Origin of the sequence: Micromonospora sp. WMMC273, assembly GCF_027460285.1 — a bacterium.
Classification (GTDB): Bacteria; Actinomycetota; Actinomycetes; order Mycobacteriales; family Micromonosporaceae; genus Micromonospora; species Micromonospora aurantiaca.
The window spans coordinates 452,621-478,341 of the sequence record NZ_JAPZBE010000001.1; the positions used below are offsets into that span (position 1 = coordinate 452,621).

The 25,721-nt window shown below is 71.4% G+C and carries 25 protein-coding genes; 14 read left to right on the forward strand and 11 right to left on the reverse strand.

Features of this window, described 5'->3' with window-relative positions; all coding sequences use genetic code 11:
* Positions 1-8: 8 nt before the first annotated feature.
* A complete protein-coding gene (locus tag O7611_RS02305; protein WP_194798606.1) occupies positions 9-1,448 on the reverse strand; it encodes a GuaB1 family IMP dehydrogenase-related protein in 1,440 nt (479 codons plus the stop codon).
* 94 nt (positions 1,449-1,542) lie between these two features.
* Positions 1,543-3,294 carry an acetyl/propionyl/methylcrotonyl-CoA carboxylase subunit alpha gene (locus O7611_RS02310; RefSeq protein WP_269696121.1) on the reverse strand — a complete coding sequence of 584 codons (1,752 nt, stop codon included), beginning with the start codon at positions 3,292-3,294 and terminating at the stop codon, positions 1,543-1,545.
* A 132-nt stretch (positions 3,295-3,426) separates the two neighbouring features.
* Here O7611_RS02310 and O7611_RS02315 point away from each other — a divergent pair, with 132 nt between their 5' ends.
* The 4 genes from O7611_RS02315 (at position 3,427) to O7611_RS02330 (ending at position 7,248) form a co-directional block, all read left to right on the forward strand.
* Positions 3,427-4,017 carry a PadR family transcriptional regulator gene (locus O7611_RS02315; protein ID WP_269698038.1) on the forward strand — a complete coding sequence of 197 codons (591 nt, stop codon included), beginning with the start codon at positions 3,427-3,429 and terminating at the stop codon, positions 4,015-4,017.
* 127 nt (positions 4,018-4,144) lie between these two features.
* Positions 4,145-5,104, forward strand: a complete 960-nt coding sequence (locus O7611_RS02320) for an ATP-binding cassette domain-containing protein (protein WP_269696122.1) — start codon at positions 4,145-4,147, stop codon at positions 5,102-5,104.
* Between the two features lie 17 nt (positions 5,105-5,121).
* Positions 5,122-5,877: an ABC transporter permease gene (locus O7611_RS02325; RefSeq protein WP_013284036.1), complete on the forward strand. Its 756-nt coding sequence runs from the start codon at positions 5,122-5,124 to the stop codon at positions 5,875-5,877.
* A 63-nt stretch (positions 5,878-5,940) separates the two neighbouring features.
* A complete protein-coding gene (locus O7611_RS02330; RefSeq protein WP_269696123.1) occupies positions 5,941-7,248 on the forward strand; it encodes an MFS transporter in 1,308 nt (435 codons plus the stop codon).
* A gap of 238 nt (positions 7,249-7,486) precedes the next feature.
* Here the strand turns inward: O7611_RS02330 and O7611_RS02335 are convergent, their stop codons facing one another.
* Genes O7611_RS02335 through O7611_RS02345 form a run of 3 tightly spaced genes read right to left on the reverse strand, consistent with a single transcriptional unit; the run spans position 7,487 to position 9,932 of the window.
* Positions 7,487-8,140: an O-methyltransferase gene (locus O7611_RS02335; RefSeq protein ID WP_269696124.1), complete on the reverse strand. Its 654-nt coding sequence runs from the start codon at positions 8,138-8,140 to the stop codon at positions 7,487-7,489.
* Between the two features lie 9 nt (positions 8,141-8,149).
* Positions 8,150-8,806, reverse strand: coding sequence for a Maf family protein (locus tag O7611_RS02340; RefSeq protein WP_269696125.1), 657 nt, complete (start codon positions 8,804-8,806; stop codon positions 8,150-8,152).
* 10 nt (positions 8,807-8,816) lie between these two features.
* Positions 8,817-9,932, reverse strand: a complete 1,116-nt coding sequence (locus O7611_RS02345; RefSeq protein ID WP_442929313.1) for a S8 family serine peptidase — start codon at positions 9,930-9,932, stop codon at positions 8,817-8,819.
* A gap of 806 nt (positions 9,933-10,738) precedes the next feature.
* Between O7611_RS02345 and O7611_RS31895 the strand changes: the two genes are divergently transcribed.
* Positions 10,739-10,993 carry a hypothetical protein gene (locus tag O7611_RS31895; RefSeq protein WP_308212780.1) on the forward strand — a complete coding sequence of 85 codons (255 nt, stop codon included), beginning with the start codon at positions 10,739-10,741 and terminating at the stop codon, positions 10,991-10,993.
* Positions 10,994-11,285: 292 nt separating this feature from the next.
* Here O7611_RS31895 and O7611_RS02355 read toward each other — a convergent pair whose 3' ends face one another.
* Together O7611_RS02355 and O7611_RS02360 are read right to left on the reverse strand one after the other, a co-directional pair.
* Positions 11,286-11,738 (reverse strand): hypothetical protein, encoded by a 453-nt coding sequence (locus O7611_RS02355; protein ID WP_121684324.1) that lies wholly within the window; start codon positions 11,736-11,738, stop codon positions 11,286-11,288.
* Between the two features lie 101 nt (positions 11,739-11,839).
* A complete protein-coding gene (locus O7611_RS02360; protein WP_194798600.1) occupies positions 11,840-12,052 on the reverse strand; it encodes an acyl-CoA carboxylase subunit epsilon in 213 nt (70 codons plus the stop codon).
* Positions 12,053-12,144: 92 nt separating this feature from the next.
* Between O7611_RS02360 and O7611_RS02365 the strand changes: the two genes are divergently transcribed.
* Together O7611_RS02365 and O7611_RS02370 are read left to right on the forward strand one after the other, a co-directional pair.
* Complete coding sequence (locus tag O7611_RS02365) at positions 12,145-14,115, forward strand: serine/threonine-protein kinase (protein ID WP_269696127.1); 1,971 nt, start codon at positions 12,145-12,147, stop codon at positions 14,113-14,115.
* Positions 14,116-14,202: 87 nt separating this feature from the next.
* Positions 14,203-14,415: a hypothetical protein gene (locus O7611_RS02370; protein ID WP_194798598.1), complete on the forward strand. Its 213-nt coding sequence runs from the start codon at positions 14,203-14,205 to the stop codon at positions 14,413-14,415.
* Between the two features lie 65 nt (positions 14,416-14,480).
* Here O7611_RS02370 and O7611_RS02375 read toward each other — a convergent pair whose 3' ends face one another.
* Complete coding sequence (locus O7611_RS02375; RefSeq protein WP_194798597.1) at positions 14,481-15,236, reverse strand: GH25 family lysozyme; 756 nt, start codon at positions 15,234-15,236, stop codon at positions 14,481-14,483.
* Positions 15,237-15,526: 290 nt separating this feature from the next.
* Between O7611_RS02375 and O7611_RS02380 the strand changes: the two genes are divergently transcribed.
* The 4 genes from O7611_RS02380 to O7611_RS02395 are packed head-to-tail and all read left to right on the forward strand — an operon-like array spanning position 15,527 to position 18,757.
* Complete coding sequence (locus O7611_RS02380) at positions 15,527-16,270, forward strand: M50 family metallopeptidase (protein ID WP_194798596.1); 744 nt, start codon at positions 15,527-15,529, stop codon at positions 16,268-16,270.
* Between the two features lie 60 nt (positions 16,271-16,330).
* On the forward strand, positions 16,331-17,314 hold the full coding sequence (locus O7611_RS02385) for a ketopantoate reductase family protein (RefSeq protein WP_194798595.1): 984 nt from the start codon (positions 16,331-16,333) through the stop codon (positions 17,312-17,314).
* A 59-nt stretch (positions 17,315-17,373) separates the two neighbouring features.
* A complete protein-coding gene (locus O7611_RS02390) occupies positions 17,374-17,877 on the forward strand; it encodes a SigE family RNA polymerase sigma factor (protein WP_194798594.1) in 504 nt (167 codons plus the stop codon).
* Positions 17,870-18,757: a hypothetical protein gene (locus O7611_RS02395; RefSeq protein WP_194798593.1), complete on the forward strand. Its 888-nt coding sequence runs from the start codon at positions 17,870-17,872 to the stop codon at positions 18,755-18,757. The genes O7611_RS02390 and O7611_RS02395 overlap by 8 nt, the downstream gene beginning before the upstream one ends.
* Positions 18,758-18,800: 43 nt before the next feature.
* Here the strand turns inward: O7611_RS02395 and O7611_RS02400 are convergent, their stop codons facing one another.
* Positions 18,801-20,384, reverse strand: coding sequence for an acyl-CoA carboxylase subunit beta (locus O7611_RS02400; protein WP_013284052.1), 1,584 nt, complete (start codon positions 20,382-20,384; stop codon positions 18,801-18,803).
* A 72-nt stretch (positions 20,385-20,456) separates the two neighbouring features.
* Between O7611_RS02400 and O7611_RS02405 the strand changes: the two genes are divergently transcribed.
* Both O7611_RS02405 and O7611_RS02410 read left to right on the forward strand, forming a co-directional pair.
* On the forward strand, positions 20,457-21,329 hold the full coding sequence (locus tag O7611_RS02405) for a biotin--[acetyl-CoA-carboxylase] ligase (RefSeq protein WP_194798592.1): 873 nt from the start codon (positions 20,457-20,459) through the stop codon (positions 21,327-21,329).
* A gap of 110 nt (positions 21,330-21,439) precedes the next feature.
* Positions 21,440-22,009, forward strand: a complete 570-nt coding sequence (locus O7611_RS02410) for a PH domain-containing protein (RefSeq protein WP_194798591.1) — start codon at positions 21,440-21,442, stop codon at positions 22,007-22,009.
* 56 nt (positions 22,010-22,065) lie between these two features.
* Here the strand turns inward: O7611_RS02410 and O7611_RS02415 are convergent, their stop codons facing one another.
* Together O7611_RS02415 and O7611_RS02420 are read right to left on the reverse strand one after the other, a co-directional pair.
* Positions 22,066-22,761, reverse strand: a complete 696-nt coding sequence (locus O7611_RS02415; RefSeq protein WP_269696128.1) for a GtrA family protein — start codon at positions 22,759-22,761, stop codon at positions 22,066-22,068.
* Positions 22,762-22,823: 62 nt separating this feature from the next.
* The gene (locus O7611_RS02420) at positions 22,824-23,360 is read right to left on the reverse strand and encodes a GtrA family protein (RefSeq protein ID WP_194798954.1); all 537 of its coding nucleotides are present in this window, start codon (positions 23,358-23,360) and stop codon (positions 22,824-22,826) included.
* 491 nt (positions 23,361-23,851) lie between these two features.
* Here O7611_RS02420 and O7611_RS02425 point away from each other — a divergent pair, with 491 nt between their 5' ends.
* Entirely contained in the window at positions 23,852-25,693 is a 1,842-nt protein-coding gene (locus O7611_RS02425; protein ID WP_194798589.1) for a phosphoenolpyruvate carboxykinase (GTP), read from the forward strand.
* Positions 25,694-25,721: the final 28 nt, after the last annotated feature.

The following is a 25,721-nucleotide window of genomic DNA, read 5'->3' on the forward strand; positions in this document are numbered from 1 at the left end:
GCCGGACGTCACCAGCTCGTCGGCAACGGCATCCCCTCGGTGTACCCGGCGGCGCTCTGCACGCCGACGAGCGCCCGCTCGTGGAACTCCTCCAGGCTGCGCGCGCCCGCGTACGTGAACGCGCTGCGCACCCCCGAGATGATCTCGTCGATCAGGTCCTCGACGCCGGGCCGGTTCGGGTCCAGATACATCCGGGCCGAGGAGATGCCCTCCTCGAAGATCGCCTTCCGGGCCCTGTCGAACGCGCTGTCCTCGGCCGTACGGGCGCTCACCGCACGCGACGACGCCATGCCGAAGCTCTCCTTGTAGCGCCGCCCGTCGGCGTCGGTGTAGAGGTCGCCGGGGGACTCGTAGGTGCCGGCGAACCAGGAGCCGATCATCACGTTCGAGGCGCCCGCGGCCAGCGCCAGCGCGACGTCGCGCGGGTGGCGGACGCCGCCGTCGGCCCAGACGTGCCGCCCCAGCGAGCGGGCCGCCGCCGCACAGTCGAGCACCGCGGAGAACTGCGGGCGCCCCACGCCGGTCATCATCCGGGTGGTGCACATCGCGCCCGGCCCGACGCCCACCTTCACGATGTCCGCGCCCGCGTCGACCAGGTCACGTACGCCGTCTGCAGTCACCACGTTCCCGGCCGCCACCGGCACCGGCGGGTCCAGCCGGCGGACCGCCCGCAGCGCCTGGAGCATCCGCTCCTGGTGCCCGTGCGCGGTGTCCACGACGAGCGTGTCCACCCCGGCCTCCAGCAGCGCGGCGGCCTTGCCGGTGACGTCACCGTTGATGCCCACGGCGGCCGCGATCCGCAGTCGCCCCCGGTCGTCGGTGGCCGGCTTGTACAGCGTGGCGCGCAGCGCGCCCTGCCGGGTCAGCACGCCGACCAGGCGGCCGTCGTCGTCCACCACCGGCGCGAGCCGCCGCCGGCCCGCCGACAGCCGGTCGAATCCGGTACGCGGGTCCGCGTCCGCCGGCACGGTGTGCAGCTCGGTCGACATCACGTGCCGGAGCTGGGCGAAGCGGTCTACCCCGACGGTGTCCGCCTCGGTCACCACGCCCATCGGCCGGCCGTCCGCGTCGACCACGACCACCGCGCCGTGCGAGCGTTTCGGCAGCAGGTGGATGGCGTCGCCGACGGTGTCGGTCGGGCCGAGCGTGATCGCCGTGTCGTGTACCAGGTGCCGCTGCTTGACCCAGCCGACCACGTCGGCGACGACCTCGATCGGGATGTCCTGCGGGATCACCGCCACCGCGCCCCGCCGGGCCACGGTCTCGGCCATCCGCCGTCCGGCGACGGCCGTCATGTTCGCCACCACGAGCGGGATCGTGGTGCCGGTCCCGTCGGTGGTGGCCAGGTCGACGTCGAGCCGGGAGCCCACCTCGGACCGGTTGGGCGCCATGAAGACGTCGTTGTAGGTCAGGTCGTGCGCGGGGACCGCGCCGTGAAGGAACCGCACCCGGCCATCATTCCCGCCCGGCGGCGCTCCCGCCCTCCGTGGTGGCTCAGACCACCCGCCCCCGCGCTGTTGCGAAGGGGTCCTTCCGCATGCCTCAGGCGATGGTGCAGATCGCGGCGCCGGACGTGATCACCGCGCCGACCTCGGCGGCGAGCCCGCTGACCGTGCCGGCCTTGTGCGCGTGCAGCGGCTGCTCCATCTTCATCGCCTCCAGCACCACGACGAGGTCGCCCTCGGCCACCTCGTCGCCGTCCGCGACGGCGATCTTCACGATCGTGCCCTGCATCGGGGAGGTGAGCGTGTCCCCGCTGACCGCGGCGCCCGCCTTGCCCCCGCCACCCCGGCGGGCCGGCTTCTTCGCGGCGGGCGCGGCTGCCGCCGTACCCGCGCCGAGCCCGGCGGGGAGGACGACCTCCAGCCGCTTGCCGCCCACCTCGACCACGACGGTCTCGCGCTCGGCCGGTTCGTCGGCGGCGCCGGCGCCGGCGGTGAAGGCCGGTACGGTGTTGTCCCACTCGGTCTCGATCCACCGGGTGTGCACGGCGAACGGCTCGGCCGTGAACGCCTCGTCGCGGATCACCAGGCGGTGGAAGGGCAGCGCGGTCGCCATGCCCTCGACCACCATCTCGTCGAGCGCCCGGCGGGCCCGCTCCAGCGCCTCGGTACGCGTCTCGCCGACGATGATCACCTTGGCGAGCAGCGAGTCGAAGTTGCCGCCGATCACGTCGCCGGCCGAGATGCCGGTGTCCACCCGCACGCCCGGCCCGGAGGGCAGGCGCAGCGCGGTGACGGTGCCCGGCGCGGGCAGGAAGTTGCGGCCCGGGTCCTCGCCGTTGATCCGGAACTCGATGGCGTGCCCGCGCGGCGTCGGGTCCTCGGTGAAGCGCAGCTTCTCGCCGTCGGCGATGCGGAACTGCTCGCGCACCAGGTCGATGCCGGCGGTCTCCTCGGTGACCGGGTGCTCGACCTGGAGCCGGGTGTTCACCTCCAGGAACGAGATCGTGCCGTCCGCGCCGACCAGGTATTCCACGGTGCCGGCGCCGTGGTAGCCGGCCTCCCGGCAGATGGCCTTGGCGCTGTCGTGGATCTGGGCGCGCTGGGCGTCGGTGAGGAACGGCGCGGGCGCCTCCTCGACCAGCTTCTGGTGGCGGCGCTGCAGCGAGCAGTCCCGGGTGCCCACCACGATCACGTTGCCGTGCTGGTCGGCCAGCACCTGCGCCTCGACGTGGCGCGGCTTGTCCAGGTAGCGCTCGACGAAGCACTCGCCCCGGCCGAACGCGGCGACCGCCTCGCGGGTGGCCGACTCGAACAGGTGCGGGATCTCCTCCATGGTGCGGGCGACCTTGAGGCCGCGACCGCCACCGCCGAACGCGGCCTTGATGGCGACCGGCAGGCCGTGGTCGACGGCGAACGCCATCACCTCGTCCGCGTTCGCGACCGGGTCCGGGGTGCCGGGCACCAGCGGCGCGCCCGCGCGCTGCGCGATGTGCCGGGCGGTCACCTTGTCGCCGAGGTCGCGGATCGCCTGCGGGGTGGGGCCGATCCAGGTCAGCCCGGCGTCGATGACGGCCTGGGCGAAGTCGGCGTTCTCGGAGAGGAAGCCGTAGCCGGGGTGCACCGCGTCGGCGCCGGAGCGGGCCGCCACATCGATCAGCTTGTCGATGCGCAGGTAGCTGTCGGCGGCGGTGTCACCGCCGAGCGCGTACGCCTCGTCGGCGAGCGTGGCGTGCAGGGCGTCCCGGTCGGAGTCCGCGTAGACGGCGACGCTGGCCAGCCCGGCGTCGCGGCAGGCGCGGATGACGCGGACGGCGATCTCGCCGCGGTTGGCGATGAGAACCTTGCGCACCTTGTGGCTCCTCCCGGGAGGTCGTTGCCGGGAGTTTAGCGGCCGAGCTGCGGGGCCTAACGATCGCTCAGTGTGGGATGCGGCACTGTAGTCAAACTTGGTTATTACGCTTGTCCCGTGTCGGCAACGAGGATGATGATTCTTGGCCTGGTTCGGTGGATGCAGCCGGTGCACGGCTACGACGTGCGCCGCGAGCTGCTCAGCTGGAGCGCGGACAAGTGGGCGAACGTGCAACCGGGCTCGATCTACCACGCGCTGCGCAAACTCACCGACGAGGGCCTGCTCCGGACCGTCTCGGTGGAGCAGGTGGGCGCCCGCCCAGCGCGCACCACGTACGAGGTGACGCCGAAGGGAGAGGACGAGTTCGAGACGTTGCTGCGGGCGCAGTGGTGGCAGCTCCACGAGCCGCCGGACCCGTTCGTGGCGGCGTTCTCCTTCCTGCCGGCGATGCCGCGCGAGGAGGCCGCGGCGGCGCTGCGCAACCGGGCGAACCTGCTCCGGGCCGGGGTCGAGTCGACGCGCGCCTCGCTGGACTCGGACTGGGTGCGCACCCGCAAGCCGGTGCACGTCGGGTGGATGTTCGAGCTGTGGCTGGCCCGCGCCGAGGCGGAGTCGGCCTGGTGCGAGCGGATCGCGGAGCGGATCGAGTCGGGAGTGTCGTACCTGCCCGATGGGATGGAACGGGCTGAGGGCTGGTCGGGCTGGTCCGACGGCTCCCGGTGACACGACATAATCAACGTTGACTAAAAGAGCTATATCGCGTTAGCCTCGGCGGGAATCGCGGGGGATTCGTGCGTCCTCGCGGACGATCGGCGGCCGCTCAGGTCCGCCCGGACGACCAGGAGCAGAAATGATCGAGACCAGGGGGTTGCGGAAGTCCTACCGCTCCCGCGCGGGTCGCGAGACGAAGACAGTGGACGCGGTCCGCGGCGTGAACCTCGACGTCGCAGCGGGGGAGATCTTCGGCTTCCTCGGGCCCAACGGCGCCGGCAAGACCACCACGCTGCGGATGCTCGCCACGCTCATCGAGCCGGACGGCGGCGAGGCCACAGTGGCCGGCGCCGACCTGCGCAAGGACCCGGCCGAGGTGCGCCGCCGGATCGGCTACGTCGCCCAGGGCGGCAGCACCTGGGACGAGTCGAGCGCCCGCGAGGAGCTGGTGCTCCAGGCACGCCTCTACGGCATCGGCAAGGCCGACGCGCACCGCCGTGCCGAGCGCGCGCTCGAAGCCTTCCAGCTCACCGAGTACGCCGACCGCAAGTGCAAGACCTACTCCGGCGGTCAGCGCCGGCGCGTCGAGATCGCGCTCGGCATCATCCACGAGCCGAAGATCGTCTTCCTGGACGAGCCGACCACCGGCCTCGACCCGCAGAGCCGCGCGCACATGTGGGACGAGATCCGCCGGCTGCGTACCGAGGGAATGACCGTCTTCATCACCACGCACTACCTGGACGAGGCGGACGCGCTCTGCGACCGCATCGCGATCATGGACCACGGCGAGGTGGTCGCCGAGGGCACACCGGCCGAGCTGAAGCGGGAGATCTCCGGCGAGGTAGTGATCGTCGGCCTGGACGCCCCGAGCACCCCGCGCGCCGCCGAACTGCTCGACACCGAGGCGTACGTGAGCAAGCTGGAGACCGTCGACGAGGGCGGCCTGCGTCTCTACGTCGACGAGGGCGCCACCGCCATCCCGCAGGTGTTGCGCCGCCTCGACCACGCCGGGCTGGACCTGCGCTCGATCGAGCTGCACCGCCCCAGCCTCGACGACGTCTTCCTCACCAAGACCGGCCGCTCGCTGCGCGAGTCCTGACCCCCGGAGAAGCTGTCATGAAACTCGCCCGCGACACCTGGCTGATCTTCCAGCGCCAGACGCAACTGCTGCTGCGCAACCCGGTGTGGATCTTCGTCGGCGTCTTCCAGCCGGTGATGTACCTGCTCCTGTTCGCCCCGCTGCTCAAGCCCGCGCTGAACGCGCCCACCCAGGCCGCCGCGTACAAGATCTTCGTACCCGGCCTGCTCGTGCTGCTGGCCATCTTCGGCGGCCTGTTCCAGGGCTTCGGCCTGATCGCCGAGCTGCGCGCCGGCGTGATCGAGCGCTCCCGGGTCACCCCGGTCAGCCGGCTCGCCCTGCTGCTCGGCCGCTCGCTGCGCGACGTGGTCTCGCTGATCGCGCAGGCGATCATCATCACGCTGCTGGCGCTCGCGTTCGACCTGCGCGTGTTCATCGGCAACCTGCTCCTGGCGTACCTGATGCTCGCGCTCATCGCGCTGATGACCTCGGCCGTCTCCTACGGCATCGCGCTCAAGGTCAAGAGCGAGGACGCGCTCGCCCCGCTCATGAACACCGTCGCGCAGCCGGTGCTGCTGCTCTCCGGCATCCTGCTGCCGCTCACCTTCGCCCCCGGCTGGCTCCAGGGCGTGGCCAAGTGGAACCCGTTCTCCTGGGCGGTCGAGGGCACCCGCGCGCTGTTCAACGGCGACCTCGGCAACGACCGGGTGTGGCAGGGCCTCGGCATCATCGCGGTGCTCGCCGCCGCAGGCGTGTTCTGGGCCGCCCGCCAGTTCGCCCGCAGCGTCCGCTGAGCAGGGGGAGAGCTACCTCTCAGCAGGGGCGGGGCACCGGCCGGGCGCGCGTAGCGTGGGCCGGTGCCCCGCCTCACCCGTGACCGGATCACCTGGCTGACCTACGCCCAGCTCGGTCTGTGGGGCTTCTTCCTCTACGGGTTCGGCCCGGTCGTACCCCTGCTCCGCGACGAACAGGGCACCAGCGCCGCCGTCGCCGGCCTGCACAGCACCGGCATCGCGGTGGGCGCGCTCGCCGGCGGCGCGCTGTTCGCCCCGGTCGCCCGCCGCCTCGGCCGTGGCCCGGCCATCTGGCTCGGCCTCGCCGGCGTCGCCGCGGGCGTGACCGCGCTCGGCCTGCTCCGCCCGCTGCCGGCCACGCTCGCCGCCGTCGCGGTCATCGCCACCTTCGGCATGATGGTCGTCAGCGGCGTGAGCGTGGTGCTCACCGCCCGGCACGGCTCCGCCGCCCCGGCCGCGCTCACCGAGGCCAACGCGGCCTGCGCCGGCATGGGCATCCTGGCGCCGCTGACCATCGGCGCCACCGTCGACGCCGGCCTCGGCTGGCGACCCCTGATGGCCGTCGAGGTCGGGCTGATCACGCTCGTCGCGCTCGCGGCCCTGACTTTCCGGGTACGCGTGCCGAAACGCGCCCCCGCTGACGCGGCTGCCGGCACGCCCGTCCCCGTGGCCGCCGCCACCCGGGTGCCCGTCGTCCCCGCGTCCGGGGTGCCCGAAGCCGTCGTGCCCGCTCCTGCCGTGCCCGCGTCTGCCGTGCCCGCCTCCGGGGAGCCCGTTTCCTCCGGCTCCGGGGCGGCGGGGCGGTTGCCACGTGCGTACTGGATCGCCTGGGTCCTGATGTCGGTCACCGGGTCGATCGAGGTCTGCCTGTCGCTGTGGACAGCCGACGTGCTGCGGACCCACGCCGGGCTGAGCGCGGGCGGGGCGTCGGCGGCGGTCGCCGCGATCGTGTGCGGCATGTTCGCCGGCCGGATCGCCGGTGGCCGGGCCGCGCTGCGCTGGGCGCCGGTGCCGCTGCTGCTCGGCGCGCTCACCGTCTCGATGGCCGGGTTCGCGCTGTTCTGGGGCAGTACGGTCGGCTGGCTGGCGGTCACCGGGCTGGTCGTGCTCGGGCTCGGCAACGCGCTGCACTACCCGTTGGCGATCTCGATCGCGCTCGCAGTCGCAGGCCCGGCCGCCGACAAGGCGGCGGGCTGGTCCGCGTACTCGATGGGTGTGGGTTTCGGGATCGCGCCGGTGGCGCTCGGGTGGGTGGCCGACGGCCTCGGCCCGCACCCGGCGTTCCTGCTGCTGCCCGCGTTCATCGCGGTGGCGGTGCTGCTGACGGTGCGGCTGGGACGTGCCCTGCCCGCGCCGGTCCGCGCGGCTTGATCGACTCCACTACGGCGAGGTGGCGGCTTCCGGTGCTCGGGGTTGCCGCCACCTCGGCGAGGTTGTGTTCGGTCGGCTCAGAGCACTCGGGCGAGCGTGACGCCGTCGGCGATCGGCAGCATGACCGCGGTGTCCTGCCCTGCTTGGTCCGCGGGGCTTGATCGACTCCATTTCGGCGAGGTGGTGGTATCCGGTGCTCGGGGTTGCCGCCACCTCGGCGAGGTTGTGTTCGGTCGGCTCAGAGCACTCGGGCGAGCGTGACGCCGTCGGCGATCGGCAGCATGACCGCCTCGACGCGGACATCAGCGATGACCGCGTCGTTGAACGCGGCGATCGCCCGGTCGTCGGCGTTGCGCGGGGCGAGCACCCGGCCGTCGCGCAGCGTGTTGTCGACGGCGATCACCGCGCCGGGACGCATGCGGGGCACCAGCTCGTCCCAGTAGATCGGGTAGCCGACCTTGTCCGCGTCGATGAACGCGAAGTCCAGGTGACGCTCGCGGGGCAGCTCGCGCAGCGTCTGGGCGGCCGGGCCGATGCGCAGCTCGATGCGGTCCTGCACACCGGCGCGCTGCCAGTAGCGCCGGGCCACGCCCGTGTACTCCTCGGAGATGTCGAAGCAGGTCAACCGGCCGCCCTCCGCCAGCCCCCGGGCGATAGCCAGCGAGGAGAGGCCGGTGAACGTGCCGACCTCGACCGCCTGCCGTACGCCGAGCAGCCGGGTCAGGAACGTCAGGAACGCGGCCTGTTCGGGCGCTACCTGCATGACCGCCTCGGCGGGCAGGGCCGCCCGGGTCTCCTCGGCCAGTTCCTGGACGATCTCGTCCGGGGCGGACCCGTGGGCCACCAGGTAGGCGTGCAGTTCCGGGGTGAGCGGCAGCGGCTTCGTGGTCATGTCCGGACGTTAGCCGAGATGTTCGATCTCCTGGCCCCCGGGCGCGATCTTCGTCCACAGGTCGACGATGCTCAGCTCCACCTCGGCGAGCAGCCGGCGCAGCAACGGCAGGGACAGCCCCACCACCGTGCCCGGATCGCCCTCGATCCCGGTCAGGAACGCCCCACCCAGCCCGTCGATGGTGAACGCGCCGGCCACGGCCAGCGGCTCGCCCGTCTCCACGTACGCGGCGATCTCCTCGTCGCTGATGTCGGCGAAGTGCACAGTCGTAGAGGCGACGGCCTCGGCGCGGGACTCGTGCGTCACGTCGATCAGGCAGTGCCCGGTGTGCAGGACGCCGCTTCGCCCGCGCATCCGCTGCCACCGCCGCGTGGCGTCCGCCGCGTCGTCGGGCTTGCCGAGGATCTCACCGTCGAAGGCGAGCACCGAGTCGCAGCCGAGCACCAGCGTGCGCTCGTCCGGCGAGGGCCGCAGCCGATCGCGTACCGCCTGCGCCTTCAGCCGGGCCAGTTCCAGGCACAGATCCTCGGCCCGATCGCTCACCACCTGCGACTCGTCCACGCCGCTGACCAGCACGTCCGGCTCGATCCCGGCGGCCTGGAGCAACTTGCGGCGGGCGGGGGACTGCGAGGCGAGCACGAGGCGCACCGGTACGGAGGTCGACACCCCGCCGACGCTACCGGCTGACCCTCGGCGGCGGGTCGTCGGCACGTCGGCGCCGCCGCCAGAACAGGTAGCCGCCGCCCGCCGCCACCAGCACACCCAGGGTGGCGAGCCCGCGTACCGTGCCGGCGCTGTCACCCTTATCGGGTGCTGCCTCCGCCGACGCGGGTGGCGTGACGTTGGAGGACTCGAAGCCGAGCGGCGGTACGTCTGCGGTGAGCGCGGCGACCAGGTCGATGACGCCGTAGCCGTACTGGTCGTCGCGACCAGGTGGTCCCTTGTCGACGGCGGTGGCGGTCAGGCGGTGGGCGACTTCCTGGGCGGGCAGATTGGGGTACTTGGAGCGGATGAGAGCAGCAGCCCCGGCAACGATCGCAGTCGCGCTGGACGTCCCCGTGCCCTTCGAGTACTTGCCGTCGTAGCTGGTGCTGTAGATATCGACTGCAGGGGCAGCGACATCGACCTTAGATCCTGTGACTGCAATTGAGGCATGGTTTCCGGCCTGATCGGTCCCGCTTACGGCGATGACGCCTTCCTCTGCGGCTGGATAACCGATCGTGGCCGCCTCAGGGAGGTTGCCAACGCCTGCGATAACGACTATGTCGGCGGCTAGTGCATTCTTCACTGAGCGGGTCAGTTTCTCGCTCGTGACGCCTGCGCTTGAGATGCTTATAACTCCGACATGTTGCGTGACTGCAAAATCTATCGCCTCGGCAAGCTTGTCGACCTCGCCGTAGTTGTCCGATCCGGACGATATGATGGGAAGGATTTTGGCCTCCGGCGCTATGCCGAGTGCGCCGATTTCCCCGTCAGAGCCATGGGCGGCGATGAGCCCTGCCATGGCGGTTCCGTGGCTGTTTGCGTCGTGCAAACCATCTCCGGTGCCCGTCAGAACATTCTTTCCCTCGAGAAGATTTCGGGAGAGGTCCGGATGAGGATCAACGCCAGTATCAGGGACGGCCACTAGGATCCCGGCTCCGCGAGAGATCTTATGAGCCTCGTTTACCTTGAGGAACGCCAGGTGCCACTGATCTTGTCGGACTCGCGAAGCATCCTCTGGTGCGGTTGGCTGCCCTGCGTGGATTAAGATGAGGCTGACAGCGGCCAAAATCGATAGGGTTATGCGCATGCTGAATCAGTCAACGATCTCGACCGATGGCTGGTCCTGGATCGATCGGACCGTCGTCGGTCGGAGGTAGCACGACCGGACTAACCCCCTTATCGGTCTCCCAGGGGTGGTCTGGATCCCATGGTCGAGATGCTCCACCCGTCTCGTTTTGGCGACTGGATCGGCTGCTCGTAGAAGGGAAACCGCCAAGAGGTGGTCCGCCCACCGAGCCCATTGCTGAGTTCTTACCAATTCCGGGGCGTGATCCAGCATTGCCAGTGGGGGCAGTGCCCGCACCGCCGCCTCCGATGACGCCGCCCACGGGATTCACCCTGCGGGGCGTGGCATTCGGAGAGGACGGCTGGACAAGACCCGGGCCGAATGGTTGACCGATCAATCCGTTCGGCTGCGTGCGAGGGAAGACGTTCTTTGGCGCCGCGCCTGGAGCCGGTCTGCCCGTGGAGGGGTGAGGTTGATTATCTCGCGAAGACGGTTTAGCGCCTAGAGCGCCAGGAGTGGTCGGCGGGAGGGGAACCGAGTTTGGCAACGATGGGGGAGTCAACGGAGCGTTTGGTGTGGCGGCACTTGGAGAAGGGGCCAAGGTGGAACCGGCGTCGCCAAGGATCGGTCCGACGCCCACGGTGGGGGGAGTTTGCGGCCCTTGGCTGGAAACGCCGCCGAGTGGCATTGGCTTCGGCCCTGGATTTGGACTTGTGACAGCGACCGGAACGATTGGTGGAATAACAGGTGCTGCCCCGCTGGCCCCGTATACATCTGGGTTATTCGTTTCGATGCCAGGTCGAGGAACAGCTGGTGGGCGCTGGAGCATGACCTGGGCGTGCTGGAGTTCGCCGCTCAACCCCGTCATCAACCCGCGCGCCCGTACGTTCAACTGCTCCAGGTCGTCGTCCGTCACCGGGGGCCGCTCCGGCAACCGGCTGCCCGCAACCGCCTTCGGGTCGGCGATCGTCGCCTCGTACGCCTGCTTCTGCCGCAGCTTCTTCGCGTACTCCTCGTGCAGTGGTTGCAGCTCGGCCCGCGCGCTGCCGATGGCCCGGGCGGCGGCCGCCAGCGCGTCGTAGTTCGCGGCGGCCGCGTCGTGGGTGCGCTGCACGCGCTCGATGAGCTGGTCGAGTTCGGCGATGTACGCCCGCGCGGCGGCGTTGGTCTCCGGTGGCCACGCGTCGGCCAGGCCGCGCCGGTATTCGCGCAGGCGGCTCAGGTGGGCCAGGGCGAGGTCGCAGACCTTGCGCCAACCGGCGACCTGCTTCCACTGGCCGGCGGTGTCCTGGTCCTGCACGCACGCCCACATGCTGAGGACGTCCATCAGCCGCCAGTCGGTCAGCCCGGAGGTGCGTCCGCTGCCCCGTTCGATCACGGCAGGATCACCCGGCTCTGTTCGGGGGCGGTGGGGTCGGCCAGTGGCGGCATCGGGCGGGCGACGGTGGCGGACGGCCCGGCGAGCGCTCGTTCCACGTCGGCCACGCGGGCGGAGGAGAACGCGTCGGCGTCGCCGTAGCGGGCGGCGATCCGCCCGGCGGCGTCGGCGAGCCGGCCGGTCGCCGGTGCGAGATCCCAGACCGCGCTCACCGCGGCGGTCTGGGTGTCGTGGTGGGCCTGGAGGAACTGGACCAGCTCGATGAAGGCGTCGGCCGGGTTGGGCACCGGCGCCTTCATGTCGTCGGCGATGTAGGACAGGTGCGGCGAGTAGTTGCGCGTCACCTCGTCCTGGAGGCGGTCGGCGAACTCCCGCATCTGTCGGATGTCGGCCTCGATGCCGCCGTAGCCGCGCAGCCAGCCGGCTGGCTGGTTGTCCTCCGGGATCATCGGAGCCTCCTGCCCGTCACCACACGGTTTCCCTGAGTGAGGTTAATGGCTCGACGCTGATCCCGGCAGCCCCGCCCCGTCGCCGCGAGCGGGAGGTGAGGTCAGCGGGGGAGGCCGGAGGCCCGCCACGCGCCGGGGCCCGCGACGTGCCCGGCCAGGGCGGGGCGTGCGCTGCGCGCCCACTGCGACACGGGGGCCGGCGCGGCGGCCTGGGCCGGGCGGGTGCGCACCACGATCGCGCCGACCAGAGCGGCCAGCTCCTCGGCGGTGGGCACGCCACGGACGATCCGGAACAGCGGCTCCTCGGCAGACATGACCCAAGGGTACGCGTCGCGAATTCGACCTTCGCCGTACAGTGGCGTGCCGACGGTGTGGGCGTCGCAGCGGCCGGGTACGGTTCTCTGCGATGTCGAACGCGCTCCCCCAACTCGTCGCCGACCGGTACCGGCTTCTCACGCCGCTCGGCCAGGGCGGCATGGGCCGCGTCTGGAAGGCGCGGGACGAGGTGCTGCACCGGGACGTGGCCATCAAGGAACTGGTCCCGCCCCCCGGCCTCACCCCGGAGGAGCGCCGCGAGATGCGCGAGCGCTCGCTGCGTGAGGCGCGGGCGATCGCCCGCCTCAACAACGTCAACGTGGTCCGCATCTTCGACGTGCTGCGCACCGACGGCGATCCGTGGATCGTGATGGAGTACGTGGCGTCGAAGTCGTTGCAGGACACCATCGCCGAGGACGGCCCGGTCAACCCGGCCAAGGCGGTCGAGATCGGCCTCGGCGTGCTGAACGCGCTGAAGGCCGCGCACAAGGCCGGCATCATGCACCGCGACGTCAAGCCGGGCAACGTGCTGCTCGGCGAGGACGGCCGCGTGGTGCTCACCGACTTCGGCCTGGCCACCATCCCCGGCGACCCGAACGTGACGCGTACCGGCATGGTGCTGGGCTCGCCCGCGTACATCTCGCCGGAGCGTGCCCGCGACGGCACCGCGGGTCCGGAGGCGGACCTGTGGTCGCTCGGCGCCACGCTCTACGCGGCCGTCGAGGGCAAGTCGCCGTATGCGCGCCCGTCGGCGATCGCCACGCTCGCCGCGCTCGCCACCGAGCCGATGCCGCCGCCGCGCAACGCCGGGCCGCTCAAGCCGGTGCTCCAGGGCCTGCTCCGCAAGGACCCGGACGAGCGGATCACCGCCGAGGTGGCCGAGCGCATGCTGCGCAAGGCCGCCGGCCGGCGGGCCAAGAGCATCTCGCTGCTCGACGGCGTACGCCGGCCCGGGCCGAACGGTCCGCGCGTGCCGCGCCCGCCGCTGGTGCCCGCGCCGCGCCCGGCCGACCAGGCCGAACGCGCCGCGTCCGGGGTCGCCGCAACCGGGGGTACGGCGGCAGCCGCCGACCCGACGGCGAAGGTGCCGGCACTCACCTCGGACGCCGGGCCCACCGCGGTGACCCCGCCGCCCGCCGACCCGACGGCGAAGCTCGACCCGGCGCCCTCGGCCGACGAGACGCTTGTGGACGACGAGGCGCGGGTGGACGGCGTCGACCCGGCGCTGGACGAGACGCGGCTCGACGGCGAGCCGGTCACCGACACCCCGGCGCCGGTGAGCCCGGCCGTGACCGGCTCCGCGCCGGTCAGCCCGGCTCCCGTGCAGGAGGCGTCGTCGACCGGCCGGGCGACGGTGCTGCCGGTCGAGAAGTCCGCGCCGAACCGGCGCAACCTGCTGATCGGCGCCCTGGTCCTGCTGCTGCTCGTCGGTCTGGTGGTGGCTGTGCCGCTGCTGAACAACGGTGACGACGGCGGTGAGCCGACTGCCGGCACCTCGGCGTCGGTGGCGCCGCCGCCCGCGCCGAGCGAGAGCGCGTCGCCGAGTGCCCCGGCGACCAGTGCGTCGGCCAGCCCCACGCCGTCGGCCAGCCCGTCGGCGTCCGGGGCCGCGTTGCCGGCCGGCTGGCGCCTCTACACCGGCCCGAACGGCTTCAAGGTGCCGATCCCAGAGAACTTCCAGGCACGGGTCGGCGGGGACAACGTCGTGCTCTACGAGGTCGGCGGCGCTCGGCGGGTGCTGTTCATCCAGTGGACGCCGAACCCGAAGGACGACGCGTACACCGACTGGAAGGGCCAGGAGCCGTACCGCGCATCGCGCGTGCGGGGCTACAAGCTGGTCGGCATCACCAAGTGCGACCCCTACTTCCGCACCTGCGCCGACTGGGACTGGCTGGAGACGCGCAACGGCGACACCCGCTTCCACGTCCGCAACCGTGGGGTGGCGACGGCCAGCAACAGGGGCTTCGCGTTGCGCTGGGAGGTGCCCGCGAAGGACTGGGACGCCAACCTGGCCAACTGGGAGATCATCACCAAGGGCTTCGTGCCGGACCGCAAGAACTGATCGGGAATCCCGCCGGTCACGAAACTCGCTCGCATGGCTTTCCGTCCTCGGGGGTATGAATCCTCCGACGACGGAAGGAGGCGCGACATGGGTTACCGACGGAGGTACACCGGCCCGCGGCTGGCACTGTGGATGCTCGTTGCGCTCGGCGACGTCGTACTGCTCCTGATCAGCGCCGGCCTGTCCGCGCCGGTCGCGGTCCTCGGCGTGCTGACGCTCACGGTAGTGGGCGTGGCGGCGTGGCGCCTGACGCGCCGCACGCCGGTGCCCGTCCCGGCCACCGCGCGCCGCAGAGCCTGACCTCGGGGTACGACGACAGCGGGACCGCCTCGTGACGAGGCGGTCCCACTTGTGTCGCACGTACGTCAGGCGGTGTTGTTCGCCAGCGCGATCAGCCGGCTGCGGTCACCGTTCCAGTAGTTGCGGTCGACGTTGCCGCTGATCCCGGAGACGGCGCCGGTGCTGGTGTACTGCCAGAAGCTCCACACCGGGGCGCCGGCCGGCAGCGTGCCGGGCGCGCTGGCCCAGCGGGCGAGCCACAGCGGGTGGTTGGCCCACGGGCCGGTCCAGCTGCCCGTGCACTGGTTCCACCAGCTCGTGGTGGTGTAGATGACCGCGTACCGGCCGGTGCGGGAGCGGTAGGTGTTGAGGAAGTCCTGGATCCAGTTGCGCATGCCGGTCGTGCTCAGGCCGTAGCAGTAGCCGCCGCTGTACGGGTTGCCCTCGATGTCCAGCGCGGCGGGCAGCGTACGGCTGTCCGCCGACCAGGCGCCACCGTTGCTGGCCAGGTAGTTGGCCTGGGTGGAACCGGCGGAGATGTTCGGCCGGGCGAAGTGGTACGCCCCGCGGATCACCCCGGCGTTGTACGCGTTGACGTAGTTCGCGTTGAAGTTCGGGTCCTTGTAGCTCGTGCCCTCGGTGGCCTTGATGAAGGCGAACTGGATACCCGAGTTGCGCACGCTGGTCCAGTTGATGCTGCCCTGGTAGCGGGAGACGTCGATCCCGGGCGTGGTCGCGGCGGCGGCCGGTCCGGCGGTCGCCACGAGGGCCACGGCCGCGGTGGCGGCGGCGGCCAGGCCGGCGGCGAGAAGCCGGCGTACGGAGAGTCTGGTGCTGGGCATGGTTGCCTCCAGAGGGACGTCCGTCTATTGACGCCCATCTTTGGAGCTTAGTGCCCTAGATCGCAATAGGGGGAAAGGAAATTTTCATCGACGGCCGTCGTTCGTCCAGGTGGCGCGACGGATGCGGGTCAGCGCAGGTCGCTCGGGTCCATCGCCCAGCGGAACGGCTCGGTGACACTCAGCGTCTCGCCCGCCTTGGTGACGGCATCCTCGACGTAGTGCGCGCCGTCGAGCCGGTGCAGCAGCACGCCGGTCGAGCGACACGGCTCGGGGCGGTAGGCTCCCCGCCCATGCCCCTGATCGACGGTCTCACCACGCTCTGGGACACGCTGACCAGCGCCCAGCCGGACCCGCCGCCGCTGCTCGTGGTGGTCACCGCCGTGGTCGCGCTCGCGGTGGTCGTGGCCCGGCTGCCCTGGCGGATCGCCCGCAACGCGGTGACCATCGCGCACGAGGGCGGCCATGCGCTCGTCGCGTTGCTCACCGGCCGGCGGCTGCACGGCATCCGGCTGCACTCGGACACCTCCGGGCTGACGCTGTCCGCCGGCCGTCCCACCGGGCCCGGCATGATCCTCACGCTGCTCGCCGGGTACGTCGCGCCGTCGCTGCTCGGCCTCGGCGGCGCGTGGCTGCTGGCCGGGAACCGGATCACGCTGCTGCTCTGGCTCGCGGTGGCGCTGCTGCTGGGCATGCTGGTGATGATCCGCAACCTGTTCGGCGTGCTGTCGCTGCTGGTCACCGGCGGCGTGGTGCTCGCCGTCTCCTGGTACACCTCGCCCGAGGTGCAGGCCGCGTTCGCTTGGACGTCGGTGTGGTTCCTGCTGATCGGCGGCGTACGGCCGGTGTTCGAGCTGCACCGGCAGCGCGCCCGGGGCCGGATGCCGCAGTCCGACGCCGACCAGCTCGCCCGGATCACGCCGTTCCCGGCGCTGTTCTGGGTGGGCCTGTTCCTGCTGGTGAGCGTGGGCGCACTCGCCGCCGGAGCGCTGCTGCTGGCCGGCCCGATCCTCGCCGACACGGGCCTCACCGCCTGACCGAGCCGAACCGCATCTCGTCCCGGAGCGGACCGCCTCGCGACAGGGCAGAATCGGACCGTGCGATACGTGATCATCGGAGCGGGCGCGGTCGGCGGCACCATCGGCGTACTCCTGGCCGACGCCGGCCACGACGTGACGCTCGTGGCCCGCGGCGCGCACCTAAACGCGCTGCGGGAACGGGGTCTGACGCTGCGCACGCCGGACCGCGAGGTGACGGGCCGGCTCCCCGCGGTGGCCGGTCCGGACGGGCCGCCACTGCCGGCGGACACCGTGCTGGTCCTCACCGTGAAGTCGCAGGACACCGTGGCGGCGCTCGACACCTGGGCGGACGCCCCGGTCGAGGGCGGCGGAACGGCGGGCGAACGGCTGCCGGTCGTGCTGGCGCAGAACGGCGTGGCGAACGAGCCGGCCGCGCTGCGTCGCTTCGCCCGCGTGCACCCGGTGTGCGTGTGGCTGCCCGCCACCCACCTGGAGCCGGGCGTGGTGGTCGCCAACGGCCATCCGCATCCGGGCATGCTGCACATCGGCCGCTACCCGACCGGCGCCGACGACACCAGCCGCGCGGTCGCCGCCGACCTGACCGCGGCCGGGTTCGTCGCGCCTGTCCGGGACGACGTGATGCGCTGGAAGTACGGCAAGCTGCTCGCCAACCTCGGCAACGGCCTCCAGGCCCTGCTCGGCCGGGACGTGCCCGAGCCGCTGTCGAAGCGGGTACGCGCAGAGGGAGAGGCGGCGCTCGCCGCGGCGGGCATCGCCCACACCACTGTCGAGGAGGAGGCCGCCGAACGGGGCGACCTGGTGTCGCACCGGCCGGTCGGCGGCGAGGAGCGCTCCGGCGGTTCCACCTGGCAGAGCCTGGCCCGTGGTGCCGGCTCGGTCGAGACCGACCACCTCAACGGTGAGATCGTGCTGCTCGGGCGCCTGCACGGCGTACCCACCCCGGCCAACGCGGCCGTGCAGACCGCGGTCCGCCGGGCGGTCCGCGACCGGATCCCGGCCGGCGGCTTCCCGCTCGGCGAGTTGGAGAAATTGCTCGGCTGAGCGGGCAACCCGCGCCGCGCCGCCAGGCGTGTCCCCTCACGAACACGGGGAGGTGGCAGGTGCCCGACAGCGACGGGTTCGACGAGTTCTACCGGGGCAGCCGACAGCGGCTGCTCGGCTTCGTCTACGTGCTCACGGGTGACCTCGCCGAGGCGCAGGACGCCGTGCAGGAGGCGTACATCAGGGCCTGGCAGCGGTGGTCCACGGTGCGCGGGTACGACGACCCGGAGTCCTGGGTGCGGGTGGTGGCGAGCCGGATCGCGGTGAGCCGCTGGCGCAGCCTGCGCAGCCGGGCGCGCGCCTACCTGCGGCACGGCGCGGTGGCGGACGTGCCGGCGCCGAGCACCGAGACGCTGGACGTGGTCGCCGCGCTGCGCCGGCTGCCCGAGGCCCAGCGCACCGCAATCGCCATGCACTACCTGCTCGGCATGCCGGTCGCCGAGGTGGCGCGCGAGACCGAGGCGCCGATCGGCACCGTCAAGGCCCGGCTCTCCCGGGGGCGGACCGCGCTCGCCGGGCTGCTCGCCGTGGTGGACCTGGAAGAGGAGGCGGCAGATGCCTGACGACGTCGCACTCGTGGAGTTGCTGCACCGGGATCTGCGCAACGTCACCTGGCCGGAGCCGGAGGCGATCCGGGCCACCGCCCGGCGGCGCAGCCGGCGCTCCGCCGCGCTCGCTGCGGCTTCGGTGGTGGTCGTCGCGGCGCTCACCGCGACGCTCGTGGACCGGGCCGGCGCGCCGCCACCGCCCGCCGCCGGTGCCGTCGACGGGCGGGGGGAGATCGTGGCCGAGGCGATGCTGGAACCGGCCGACGTCCCGGTACCGACCGGTGAACGGCTCGGCGAGACCGGCCTCGACGAGCCGGTCCGGGTCGACGACCTGCTTCAGGTCTGCGCCCGGGAACAGGGGCGGCCGGCCGAGGAACCGCGCTCGCGCTACTCACGGGGGCAGACCCTGATGGAACCGCCGACCGAGCCCGCTACGACCATCGGATCGGTCCTCACCCAGGACGTCTACCGGATGGAGCCAGGCGAGGCGGGCCGGTTCGTCACCGACCTGGAGGGCACTGTCGCGGCCTGCGGGGCGTGGCGGACGACCGGCCAGGCCTACACCGAGCGGGGGATGGTCAGCGCGGATGTCGTGCACCGCTGGTACGTCGCGGCGACCGGCTTCGCCGGAGACCAGGCGCTGCTGCTGCGGCACGAGGCGAGCGTGCCGCCCGACGAGACGACCGGCTGGCCGCCCGGCTACGCGCCGTTGTTCGAGGACCGGCTGGTCGTACGGGTGGGTGACCTCGTGACGGTGCTGATCCCGTCCGGCCGGCTGCGGACCGACCTGCCCGAGGGCCAGGTGCCCGAGGCCAGGGTGACCGAGGAACAGGTGCGGCAGATGGCGCAGGTCGCGGCCGAGCGGATGTGCGTGGCCGCGAACCCGGGCTGCTGACGCCGGTGCCCCCGCCGCCTCAACGTCGGGGGCACCGGGCCGGCTACAGCGGGATGTTGCCGTGCTTCTTCGGCGGCAGCGTCTCGCGCTTGGTGCGCAGCACCCGCAGCGCCCGCACGATCTGGGTACGCGTCTCGTGCGGCGGGATCACCCCGTCCACGTAGCCGCGCTCGGCGGCGATGTACGGGTTGGCGAGCGTGTCCTCGTACTCGGCGATCTTCTCGGCGCGGACGGCGGCCGGGTCCTCGGCGTTCGCCAGCTCCGAGCGGTAGAGGATGTTCACCGCGCCCTGCGCGCCCATCACCGCGATCTGCGCGGTCGGCCAGGCGAAGTTCAGGTCCGCGCCCAGGTGCTTGGAGCCCATCACGTCGTAGGCCCCGCCGTACGCCTTGCGGGTGATGACGGTGACCTTCGGGACGGTGGCCTCGGCGTACGCGTAGATGAGCTTCGCGCCGCGGCGGATGATGCCGTCCCACTCCTGGCCGGTGCCGGGCAGGAAGCCGGGCACGTCGACGAAGGTGAGCACCGGGACGTTGAACGCGTCGCAGGTACGCACGAACCGGGCCGCCTTCTCCGACGCGGCGATGTCGAGCGTGCCGGCGAACTGCATCGGCTGGTTCGCCACCACGCCTACCGGGCGTCCCTCGACGCGGCCGAAACCGACCACCATGTTCTGCGCGTACAGCGGCTGCACCTCGAGGAACTCGCCGTCGTCGAGCACGTGCTCGATGACCCGGTGCATGTCGTACGGCTGGTTCGCCGAGTCCGGGATCAGCGTGTCCAGCTCGCGGTCCTCGTCCGTGACGTCGAGGATCGCCGGCGCGTCGAAGACCGGCGGCTCGTCCAGGTTGTTCGACGGCAGGTACGACAGCAGCGCCTTTACGTACTCGATCGCGTCCTCCTCGTCGGTGCCGAGGTAGTGCGCGTTGCCGCTGCGGGTGTTGTGGGTACGGGCGCCGCCCAGCTCCTCCATGCCCACGTCCTCGCCGGTGACCGTCTTGATCACGTCGGGGCCGGTGATGAACATGTGCGAGGTCTGGTCGACCATGACGGTGAAGTCGGTGACCGCCGGGGAGTAGACGGCGCCGCCCGCGCACGGGCCCATGATGAGCGAGATCTGCGGGATGACGCCGCTGGCCCGGACGTTGCGGAAGAAGATCTCGCCGTAGAGGCCGAGGGACGTGACGCCCTCCTGGATCCGCGCGCCGCCGGAGTCGTTGATGCCGACGACCGGGCAGCCGATCTTCATGGCGAGGTCCATCAGCTTGACGATCTTCTCGCCGAAGACCTCGCCGAGGGAGCCGCCGAAGACAGTGAAGTCCTGCGAGAAGACGCAGACCTGCCGGCCGTCGACGGTGCCGTAGCCGGTCACCACGCCGTCCCCGTACGGGCGGGTCTTCTCCAGCCCGAAGTTGGTCGAGCGGTGCCGGGCGAACTCGTCCAGCTCGACGAACGAGCCCTCGTCGAGGAGCATCTCGATCCGCTCGCGGGCGGTCTTCTTGCCCCGCGCGTGCTGCTTCTCGACGGCGCGTGCCGACCCGGCGTGCACCGCCTCGTCGAGCCGTCGCTCCAGGTCCGCCAGCTTGCCGGCGGTCGTGTGGATGTTGAACCCGGTCTCGGTAGTCACCCGTGGAATATAACGATGGTTCAGGTCGAAGAGGCTGTGCAGTGCGCCTCACTCGGGCCGTAGGCTGGCGGGATGCCCGGCTCGCCGTACACCGATCTGGACCGACCGCCGCTGTCGGCGGCCCGGCTGCGGCGCGCGCTGGTCGCGCCGCACGGCCCCTGGCGCCGCCTGGAACTGCTCGCCGAGACGGGCTCGACGAACGCCGACGCGGTGACCGCGGCGCGCGCCGGCGAGCCGGAGGGCCTGGTGGTGGTCGCCGAGCGGCAGACCTCCGGCCGGGGGCGGCGGGGCCGCGTCTGGCAGTCGCCGCCGCGTGCCGGTCTCGCGACGAGCGTGCTGCTGCGGCCCGGCGAGGCGGACGCCGAGCGCGGCTGGTCGCCGGTGCCGGTCACCGGGTACGGCTGGCTGCCGCTGCTCGCCGGTGTCGCGCTGGTCGAGGCGGTACGCCTGCTGGCCGAGCTGGACGCGCGGCTGAAGTGGCCGAACGACCTGCTGGTGGACGGCGCGAAGTGCGCCGGGGTGCTGGCCGAGGCGGTGCCGGGGGAGAGCGACAGGCCGCCGGCGATCGTGGTCGGTGTCGGGCTGAACGTGACGCTGCGCGCCGACGAGCTGCCGGAGAACCCGACCGGGCTGCCCGCCACCTCGCTCCAGCTCGCGGGTGCCACCGCCACCGACCGGGATCCGCTGCTGCGGGCGCTGCTGCGCGCGCTCGCCGACTGGTACGAGCGCTGGCGTGACGCCGGAGGGGACGCGGAGGCCAGCGGGCTGCGCGAGGCGTACCTGGCCCGGTGCGCCACCATCGGCCGTCAGGTACGGGTGCTGCTGCCCGACGGCAGCGAGGCGTACGGCACCGCCACCGGCGTGGACGGCGACGGGCAGCTCCTGGTCGAGACGGGCGCCGAGACGCTGCGGCTGGCGGCAGGCGACGTGCTGCACCTGCGGTGAGGGAAGGGCCCCCTGTCAACAACCACGGGTAGCCGTCCGCGCGGCCGATGCCGACCGGATGCGCCGACCGGTTACGGTCAGCGCGTCCTGTTCTGCGAGGAGGTTCCGCCGTGGCGTTCCCCGAAGACGTGCTCACCGAGGACGAGCACGTCGTGTTGCACCTGCACCCGCACTGGAAGGCCCTGATCCGGCCGGTCCTGGTGCTCGTGCTCGCCGTCGCGGCGGTCGTCGCCGGCTGGCTCCTGCTGCCCGACGGCAGCGGCGGCACGATCGCGCTCTACGCGATCGCCGTGGTCGCCCTGGCGCTGGTGCTGTGGCTGGGTCTGTGGCCGTTTCTGGTCTGGCGCACCACGCACTACCTGTTCACGAACGAGCGGGTGCTCCTCCAGCAGGGGGTGCTGTCGCGTAACCGGCGGGACCTGCCGCTGACCCGGATCAACGACCACGCCATGCACCAGCGTTTCGTGGAGCGGCTGCTCGGCTGCGGCACGCTGACCATCGAGTCGGCGGGTGAGCGTGGCCAGTCGGTGCTGCACGACGTGCCGGGCGTGGACAGGGTGCAGACGAAGCTCTACGAGCTGGTCGAGTCGCACCACGACAAGCACAGCCTGGGTGACGGCGAGATGCGCGAGATCCTGGCCGACATGACCGAGGGCAAGTCCCTGCGCGAGCAGCCCTGACCCGTCTGACGGAGAAGGCCGGCACCCCTGACCAGGGGTGCCGGCCTTCTCGTGGTTCAGCGGCGGGCGCGGCGGGGCTGGAGTTCCGCGGCGAGTTCGGCGTCCAGGTCGGCGCCGAGCGCCCCACCGAGTCCGGCGTCCGCCGGTGCGGGGCGACCACGCGGTGGCGGGAAGCCGGCCGCCCGGCCGGTGCCCGGAGCCGGCTCCTCCTCCTCCAGCTCGCTGACCGACTCGGCCAGCTCGGCCACCGGGTCCATCTCGGCGACGTTGTCCCACTCGTCACGCGGCACCGAGTGCCAGGTCTCCTCGGCGTGCTTGGGGACGGGCTGGAAGACGAACGTCCGGTAGGACCAGAAGCGGAACAGCGTGGCCAGCAGGACACCGATGGTCTTGGCGACGTTCAGCGCGAGCAGCCCGTGGACGCCGAGGCCGTACTTGGCCAGGGCCAGGACGCCGAGCTCGATGAGCAGGCCCGCCCCGTTGAAGAGGAAGAACAGGACGTATTCGCGCCGGAGTGCCGATTTCGGTCGATCACGGTACGTCCAGTGACGATTCATCAGATACGACGTGATCGTGGCGACAATCGTCGCGATCACTGTCGCCTTCAGCTGACCGTCACGGAAAACCGTGAGTGCCAGCGCATTGAACACCGCGTAATTGATGACGGTGTTGATGCCGCCGACGATGCCGAATTTGAGCGCCTCGTGGATGAACTTCTGCCAGCGCTCGGGCAGCAGACGGACTCCAGGCATGCGGAACACCTTAGGCAGTTGGCTGGGCCGGCTGGGCCCGGCGGGTCGGGATGGGCGGTTCGTCACGCCCCGGACTCTCGGTCGTGGCTCGTTGCCGGAACGGGAGGTGTTCCCGCCTCGACGAAGACGAACCGTCGGTACGACCAGAACCGGAAGAGCGTGCCCAGGCCGGTGCCGACGATGAAGCTGGCGAGGTTGTCGGCCAGGGGGGTCTGGAACACCGCGGGCCAGATCGCGCCGAGCCCGTAGTGGCTGATCGCCAGGCAGGCCACCGCGATGCCGAGGCCGACCGCGTTGAAGAAGAAGAACAGGGCGTACTCGCGGGCCGGGTTCGACCGCTGCCGGTGCCGCCACGTCCAGAACCGGTTGCCGAGGAAGGCGACTGTCGCGGCGATCACCGTGGAGATGGTCTTCGCGGCCAGCGGCGGCATGTCCCGGCCGCTGGACAGATAGTTGAAGAGGACGAAGTCCACGACGAAGGCGAGCCCGCCGACGGTGGCGAACTTGCTCAGTTCGTGGATGAGGTGACCGAAACGGTCGAGCAGTGCTCCGATCGGACCCCGGCGGGTCTGCGGAGCCCCCGGTTGGTCTCCGGTCATCGTCGCGGCCACCCGCCGAGAGTACCGGTTGTGCGGTAACCGGGCGGACTCCAACGGCGAGTCGGCCACGACGGCTTCGCCGCGGCTGTCTCGCGCGGGCCGCCCGGGTCGGAGAGGCGTCGCCCGTTCTCGATGTCCGTGAGCAGAGCGTAACGCGCTGTGCGAATCTGTGGAGCGCATCACGGAATCGTCTTTCGCGACATGTTCGTACGCTTCCCCGCGATCGGACGTCGGAGTCACTCCGGTGCCGGACCCGGCCGTCGAAGGTTCACCGCAGGATTTGCGTGAAACTGCGCGCGAAAGCGGGTATCAGATCGTGATGCCGCAGCGTGGCCGTACCTTGTGCAGTTCTTCACAACCAGTCCCACTGACTGACGAGGCAGTCCGGTTTACGCTGAGCCCAATCCCAGGTTTCCACGAGGCGGCGTACCAGCCCGCCGGAACTCGTGCACCCCATAGATCGGTCAGCGTCGACCACAAGGAGAAGTGACATGGTTGCTCCGGCTGCTGTTCGGGGTATCGATCAGGCCCCGACGTCCCACCCCAAGCTGCTGGCCTGGGTACGTGAGGTCGCGGAACTGACCACCCCCGACCGCGTGGTCTGGGTGGACGGGTCTGATGAGGAGTGGCGCCGCCTCACCGACGAACTCGTCGAGAACGGCACCCTGATCCGACTGAATCCCGAGAAGAAGCCCAACTCGTTCTACGCGCGTACCGACCCCACGGACGTCGCCCGGGTGGAGGAGCGCACCTTCATCTGCTCCGCCGACGAGGCGGACGCCGGCCCCACCAACAACTGGATGGCGCCGGCCGAGATGAAGCGGACGATGACGGAGCTGTACCGCGGCAGCATGCGCGGGCGCACCATGTACGTCATCCCGTTCTGCATGGGCCCGGTCGAGGCCGAGAACCCCATGTTCGGCGTGGAGATCACCGACAGCCCGTACGTCGTCGCCTCGATGCGGATCATGACCCGGATGGGGTCTTCGGTCCTGGAGGCGATGGGCGACGACGCCGACTTCGTGCACGCGCTGCACTCCATCGGCGCCCCGCTCGCGCCGGGCGAGCAGGACGTGGCGTGGCCGTGCAACGAGACCAAGTACATCTCGCACTTCCCGGAGACCCGGGAGATCTGGTCCTACGGCTCCGGCTACGGCGGCAACTCGCTGCTGGGCAAGAAGTGCTACTCCCTGCGTATCGCCAGCGTGATGGGGCGCGACGAGGGCTGGCTGGCCGAGCACATGCTGATCCTCAAGATCACCTCGCCGGAGGGCAAGGTCTACCACATCGCGGGCGCCTTCCCGTCGGCCTGCGGCAAGACCAACCTCGCCATGCTGGAGCCGACCATCCCGGGTTGGAAGGTCGAGACGATCGGCGACGACATCGCCTGGATGCGGTTCGGCGCGGACGGCCGCCTCTACGCGGTCAACCCCGAGTACGGCCTGTTCGGCGTCGCGCCCGGCACCGACTGGAAGACCAACGCCAACGCCATGCGGACGCTGGACCGGGGCAACTCCATCTTCACCAACGTGGCGCTGACCGACGACGGCGACATCTGGTGGGAGGGCATGGGTGAGCCGCCGGCGCACCTGATCGACTGGAAGGGCAACGACTGGACGCCGGAGAGCGAGAACCTCTCCTCGCACGCGAACAGCCGTTTCTGCACGCCGATCACGCAGTGCCCGATCCTGGCGGACGACTACTACGACCCGAACGGCGTGCCGATCGACGCGATCCTGTTCGGTGGCCGTCGCCGGGACACCATCCCGCTGGTCACCGAGGCCCGCGACTGGGTGCACGGCGTCTACATGGGGGCCACCCTCTCCTCGGAGACGACCGCCGCCGCCTCCGGCGCGGTCGGTGTGGTCCGCCGCGACCCGATGGCCATGCTGCCGTTCATCGGTTACAACGCCGGCGACTACTTCCGGCACTGGATCGAGATGGGCAAGGGCGCGGACGGCGACGAGGCCAAGCTGCCCAAGATCTACTACGTGAACTGGTTCCGCAAGGACGCCGAGGGCAACTTCCTCTGGCCGGGCTTCGGCGAGAACTCCCGCGTGCTCAAGTGGGTCATCGAGCGGCTGGAGGGCCGGGCCGAGGCGGTGGAGACGCCGATCGGCATGGTCCCGGCGCAGGACGCGCTCGACGTCGAGGGCCTGGACATGACCCCGGAGGACGTCCGGATCGCGCTGAAGGTCGACGCGGACGAGTGGCGCAACGAGCTGCCGCTGGTCACCGAGTGGTTCGAGAAGTTCGGGGACAAGCTCCCCGGCGTGCTCTGGGCCGAGCTGGACGCGCTGCGCGCCCGGCTGGACGCGGAGCCGCAGAAGTAACAGGTGTGCCTGTTGCCCGCGCCGGGCA

Excerpts from the sequence above, each read along its gene's own strand:
- O7611_RS02360 (WP_194798600.1), bottom strand. The coding sequence starts at position 12,052 with ATGTCTGCCGAGGAGCCGCTGTTCCGGATCGTCCGTGGCGTGCCCACC.
- O7611_RS31895 (WP_308212780.1), top strand. The coding sequence starts at position 10,739 with ATGACCTGGGCGTGCTGGAGTTCGCCGCTCAACCCCGTCATCAACCCG.
- O7611_RS02420 (WP_194798954.1), bottom strand. The coding sequence starts at position 23,360 with ATGACCGGAGACCAACCGGGGGCTCCGCAGACCCGCCGGGGTCCGATC.
- O7611_RS02415 (WP_269696128.1), bottom strand. The coding sequence starts at position 22,761 with ATGCCTGGAGTCCGTCTGCTGCCCGAGCGCTGGCAGAAGTTCATCCAC.
- O7611_RS02375 (WP_194798597.1), bottom strand. The coding sequence starts at position 15,236 with ATGCCCAGCACCAGACTCTCCGTACGCCGGCTTCTCGCCGCCGGCCTG.
- O7611_RS02425 (WP_194798589.1), top strand. The coding sequence starts at position 23,852 with ATGGTTGCTCCGGCTGCTGTTCGGGGTATCGATCAGGCCCCGACGTCC.
- O7611_RS02320 (WP_269696122.1), top strand. The coding sequence starts at position 4,145 with ATGATCGAGACCAGGGGGTTGCGGAAGTCCTACCGCTCCCGCGCGGGT.
- O7611_RS02405 (WP_194798592.1), top strand. The coding sequence starts at position 20,457 with ATGCCCGGCTCGCCGTACACCGATCTGGACCGACCGCCGCTGTCGGCG.
- O7611_RS02325 (WP_013284036.1), top strand. The coding sequence starts at position 5,122 with ATGAAACTCGCCCGCGACACCTGGCTGATCTTCCAGCGCCAGACGCAA.
- O7611_RS02365 (WP_269696127.1), top strand. The coding sequence starts at position 12,145 with ATGTCGAACGCGCTCCCCCAACTCGTCGCCGACCGGTACCGGCTTCTC.
- O7611_RS02355 (WP_121684324.1), bottom strand. The coding sequence starts at position 11,738 with ATGATCCCGGAGGACAACCAGCCAGCCGGCTGGCTGCGCGGCTACGGC.
- O7611_RS02315 (WP_269698038.1), top strand. The coding sequence starts at position 3,427 with ATGATGATTCTTGGCCTGGTTCGGTGGATGCAGCCGGTGCACGGCTAC.
- O7611_RS02380 (WP_194798596.1), top strand. The coding sequence starts at position 15,527 with ATGCCCCTGATCGACGGTCTCACCACGCTCTGGGACACGCTGACCAGC.
- O7611_RS02395 (WP_194798593.1), top strand. The coding sequence starts at position 17,870 with ATGCCTGACGACGTCGCACTCGTGGAGTTGCTGCACCGGGATCTGCGC.
- O7611_RS02370 (WP_194798598.1), top strand. The coding sequence starts at position 14,203 with ATGGGTTACCGACGGAGGTACACCGGCCCGCGGCTGGCACTGTGGATG.
- O7611_RS02335 (WP_269696124.1), bottom strand. The coding sequence starts at position 8,140 with ATGACCACGAAGCCGCTGCCGCTCACCCCGGAACTGCACGCCTACCTG.
- O7611_RS02345 (WP_442929313.1), bottom strand. The coding sequence starts at position 9,932 with ATGCGCATAACCCTATCGATTTTGGCCGCTGTCAGCCTCATCTTAATC.